This window comes from Streptomyces solincola (assembly GCF_002982015.1).
Taxonomy (GTDB): domain Bacteria; phylum Actinomycetota; class Actinomycetes; order Streptomycetales; family Streptomycetaceae; genus Streptomyces; species Streptomyces solincola.
The window spans coordinates 1-4,264 of record NZ_PVLV01000477.1 but is presented as its reverse complement, the minus strand read 5'-3'; the positions used below and the strand labels follow the sequence as shown (position 1 = coordinate 4,264).

5 protein-coding genes are annotated in these 4,264 nt (G+C 71.4%); all 5 read left to right on the top strand.

Annotated elements, in window-relative coordinates; genetic code table 11:
* The coding region (gene infB, locus C6N75_RS24985; protein ID WP_105871149.1) for a translation initiation factor IF-2 at positions 1-1,902 on the top strand (1,902 nt) is incomplete at its 5' end.
* A 164-nt stretch (positions 1,903-2,066) separates the two neighbouring features.
* Positions 2,067-2,360, top strand: coding sequence for a DUF503 domain-containing protein (locus C6N75_RS24980; protein ID WP_105871148.1), 294 nt, complete (start codon positions 2,067-2,069; stop codon positions 2,358-2,360).
* 36 nt (positions 2,361-2,396) lie between these two features.
* Entirely contained in the window at positions 2,397-2,858 is a 462-nt protein-coding gene (gene rbfA, locus C6N75_RS24975) for a 30S ribosome-binding factor RbfA (protein ID WP_105871147.1), read from the top strand.
* Entirely contained in the window at positions 2,855-3,754 is a 900-nt protein-coding gene (gene truB, locus C6N75_RS24970; protein WP_105871146.1) for a tRNA pseudouridine(55) synthase TruB, read from the top strand. The genes rbfA and truB overlap by 4 nt, the downstream gene beginning before the upstream one ends.
* 249 nt (positions 3,755-4,003) lie before the next feature.
* Positions 4,004-4,264: hypothetical protein (locus C6N75_RS24965; RefSeq protein WP_146132666.1), on the top strand; the 261-nt coding region annotated here is incomplete at its 3' end.

Sequence of the window (4,264 nt, the reverse complement as noted above, 5' to 3'; positions counted from 1 at the left end):
GGCGGGCCCGCCCGTCGCGGTCGCAAGTCGAAGCGGCAGAGGCGCCAGGAGTACGAGGCCATGCAGGCCCCGTCGGTCGGCGGCGTGATGCTGCCGCGCGGCAACGGCGAGACCGTCCGTCTGTCGCGTGGTGCCTCCCTCACCGACTTCGCCGAGAAGATCAACGCCAACCCGGCGTCGCTCGTCGCGGTGATGATGAACCTCGGCGAGATGGTCACGGCCACGCAGTCGGTCTCCGACGAGACGCTGCACCTGCTCGGCGGCGAGATGAACTACACCGTTCAGATCGTCAGCCCCGAGGAGGAGGACCGCGAGCTGCTGGAGTCCTTCGACCTCGAGTGGGGCGAGGACGAGGGCGGCGAGGAGTACCTGGAGCCGCGTCCGCCGGTGGTGACCGTCATGGGTCACGTCGACCACGGCAAGACGCGACTGCTGGACGCCATCCGCAAGACCAACGTGGTCGCGGGCGAGGCCGGCGGCATCACCCAGCACATCGGCGCCTACCAGGTCGCGACCGAGGTCAACGACCAGGAACGCCGCATCACGTTCATCGACACCCCCGGTCACGAGGCGTTCACCGCCATGCGTGCCCGTGGTGCGAAGTCCACCGACATCGCGATCCTCGTGGTGGCGGCGAACGACGGCGTGATGCCGCAGACCGTCGAGGCGCTGAACCACGCCAAGGCGGCCGACGTCCCGATCGTCGTCGCGGTCAACAAGATCGACGTCGAGGGCGCCGACCCGACCAAGGTGCGCGGCCAGCTCACCGAGTACGGGCTGGTGGCCGAGGAGTACGGCGGCGACACCATGTTCGTCGACATCTCCGCCAAGCAGGGTCTCAACATCGACAGCCTGCTGGAGGCCGTGGTCCTCACCGCCGACGCGGCGCTGGACCTGCGGGCCAACCCGGAGCAGGACGCGCAGGGCATCGCGATCGAGTCCCACCTGGACAAGGGCCGCGGCGCCGTCGCCACGATCCTGGTCCAGCGCGGCACCCTGCGGGTCGGCGACACCATCGTCGCCGGCGACGCCTACGGCCGCGTCCGGGCGATGCTCGACGACAAGGGCAACAACGTCGCGGAGGCCACTCCGTCGACCCCCGTCCTGGTCCTGGGCCTCACCAACGTCCCGGGCGCCGGCGACAACTTCCTCGTCGTCGACGAGGACCGCACGGCCCGCCAGATCGCCGAGAAGCGCGCGGCGCGCGAGCGCAACGCCGCCTTCGCCAAGCGCACCCGCCGGGTGTCCCTCGAGGACCTCGACAAGGTGCTCAAGGCCGGCCAGATCCAGGAGCTCAACCTCATCATCAAGGGTGACGCCTCCGGTTCGGTCGAGGCGCTGGAGTCCTCGCTGCTCCAGCTCGACGTCGGCGAAGAGGTCGACATCCGGGTCCTGCACCGCGGCGTCGGTGCGGTCACGGAGTCCGACATCGACCTGGCGATGGGCTCCGACGCCATCGTCATCGGCTTCAACGTCCGCGCGGCCGGCCGTGCCGCGCAGATGGCGGAGCGCGAGGGCGTCGACGTCCGCTACTACTCGGTGATCTACCAGGCCATCGAGGAGATCGAGGCGGCCCTCAAGGGCATGCTCAAGCCGGAGTACGAAGAGGTCGAGCTCGGTACGGCGGAGATCCGCGAGGTCTTCCGCTCGTCCAAGCTGGGCAACATCGCGGGTGTCCTCATCCGCTCCGGCGAGGTGCGCCGCAACACCAAGGCCCGCCTCCTGCGCGACGGCAAGGTCATCGCGGAGAGCCTCAACATCGAGGGTCTGCGCCGCTTCAAGGACGACGTCACCGAGATCCGCGAAGGCTACGAGGGCGGTATCAACCTCGGAAACTTCAACGACATCAAGGTCGACGACGTCATCGCGACGTACGAGATGCGCGAGAAGCCGCGCGTCTGACGCGTGAGCCGGACCGGGGCCGGTCGGCGGAGTGTATTTCCGTCGATCGGCCCCGGCCGTTGCGTGTACGGTTCGAGTGTCCCGCCGGTCACCGGCGGGGCGCCGCGCCCGGCCGACCTGCGGCGGGGCACACGAACCCGAACCGGCGGGTGATCCGGTCGCGCATGTATGTGGGGACCCTGTCCTTCGATCTGCTCCTCGGCGACGTACGGTCGTTGAAGGAGAAGCGCTCCCTCGTCCGGCCGATCGTCGCCGAGCTGCACCGCAAGTACGCGGTCAGCGCGGCGGAGACCGGCGTGCAGGACCTCCACCGCAGGGCCGAGATCGGCGTGGCGTTGGTCTCCGGCGATGTGGGGCACCTGACCGAGGTACTGGACCGGTGCGAGCGCATGGTGGCCGCCCGGCCCGAGGTGGAGCTGCTGTCCGTACGGCGGCGCATGCACACCGACGACGAGTGAACAGCAGCACGGAAACACTGAAGAGGAGATGGACCGGTGGCCGACAACGCGCGGGCCCGCAAGCTCGCCGATCGCATCCAGGTCGTGGTCGCGGAGACCCTGGACCGGCGTATCAAGGACCCCCGACTGGGATTCGTGACGATCACGGACGCCCGGGTCACCGGCGACCTGCGGGAGGCCACGGTCTTCTACACGGTCTACGGCGACGAGGAGGAGCGCGCCGCCTCCGCGGCCGCGCTGGAGTCCGCCAAGGGCATCCTCCGCTCGGAGGTGGGCCGCCAGACCGGCGTCCGCTTCGCGCCCAGCCTGACGTTCGTGCCGGACGCCCTGCCGGACAACGCCCGCACCATCGAGGACCTCCTCGACAAGGCGCGCTCCCGGGACGCCGAGGTCCGCGAGGTGTCCACCGGCAAGACCTACGCCGGTGACGCCGACCCGTACCGCAAGCCGGAGTCCGAGGACGGCGAGGACGGCGAAGGCGGCGGCGCCTCCGCATGAACCGCCCCACCACGACCCCCGACGGCCTGGTCATCGTCGACAAGCCGTCGGGGTTCACCTCGCACGACGTCGTCGCCAAGATGCGCGGCATCGCCCGCACCCGGCGCGTCGGCCACGCCGGCACCCTCGACCCCATGGCGACCGGGGTCCTCGTCCTCGGCGTCGAGAAGGCCACCAAGCTCCTCGGCCACCTCGCGCTGACCGAGAAGGAGTACCTGGGCACCATCCGGCTCGGCCAGGACACCGTCACCGACGACGCCGAGGGCGAGACCACCTCGTCCAAGGACGCCTCCGCGGTCACCCGCGAGGCCGTGGACGCCGGCGTCGCCGAACTGACCGGCGACATCATGCAGGTGCCGTCCAAGGTCAGCGCCATCAAGATCGACGGCAAGCGGTCCTACGCCCGGGTGCGCGGCGGCGAGGAGTTCGACATCCCCGCCCGCCCGGTCACCGTCTCCTCCTTCCGGGTGTACGACATGCGCGAAGCGGTCGCCGAGGACGGCACACCCGTGGTCGACCTGGTCGTCTCGGTGGTCTGCTCCTCCGGTACGTACATCCGCGCGCTCGCCCGCGACCTGGGCGCCTCCCTGGGCGTCGGCGGGCACCTCACCGCGCTGCGCCGCACCCGCGTCGGCCCCTACAAGCTGGACGCGGCCCGCACCCTGGACCAGCTCCAGGAGGAGCTGACCGTGATGCCGATCGCCGAGGCCGCGGCCGCCGCGTTCCCCCGCTGGGACGTGGACGAGCGGCGGGCGAAGCTGCTGCTCAACGGCGTACGCGTCGACATGCCGGCGCACGGCTCCGCGCCGGTGGCCGTGTTCGGCCCCGACGGGCGCTTCCTGGCGCTGGTCGAGGAGCGCGGCGGCCGGGCCAAGAGCCTCGCCGTCTTCGGCTGAGCCACCGGCCGCACCGGCGGTCGTCGTGGAGCGGGCGGTGTGCCCCTTCCGGTCCGCGCCCCCCCCGGGGCAGCGGTACCGGCGGGCGGCTCCCGGCCCGCTCCACGGTCCCCCCGGGTACAGGCTGTCCACTTCCCGCCCGGAAGTCACCCGTTCGGCCGGGCGCTCGGAGTGAACAGGGGTCGCACCAGGGGGCGCGTTCGCCTTCCGCGCTTCATCCGGTGATCAGCCGCCGCCTACCGTCGGAGCATGCAACGCGCGCACCGGACGCAGCCGGCCGGGACCACCGAGGAGACCGCCGAAACGGCCCTCGACCACCCCGAACCGGTGCTGATCCGCGACCCCGCGGGCCGGCTGCGCGGCGCCGGGTTCGTCGCCGACCACCACGGCACCGTCCTCACCAGCCACCAGGCCGTCGACGGACTCACCCAGGTCACCGTGGACACCGCGGACGGCGCGACCCGCCCCGTCCGCGGTGTCCACGGTGACCTGGGTGAGTCCGTCGACGGC

What these genes read in the sequence shown, in the direction of transcription:
- C6N75_RS24980 (WP_105871148.1), top strand. Translation starts at nt 2,067, where the DNA reads ATGTATGTGGGGACCCTGTCCTTCGATCTGCTCCTCGGCGACGTACGG.
- truB (WP_105871146.1), top strand. Translation starts at nt 2,855, where the DNA reads ATGAACCGCCCCACCACGACCCCCGACGGCCTGGTCATCGTCGACAAG.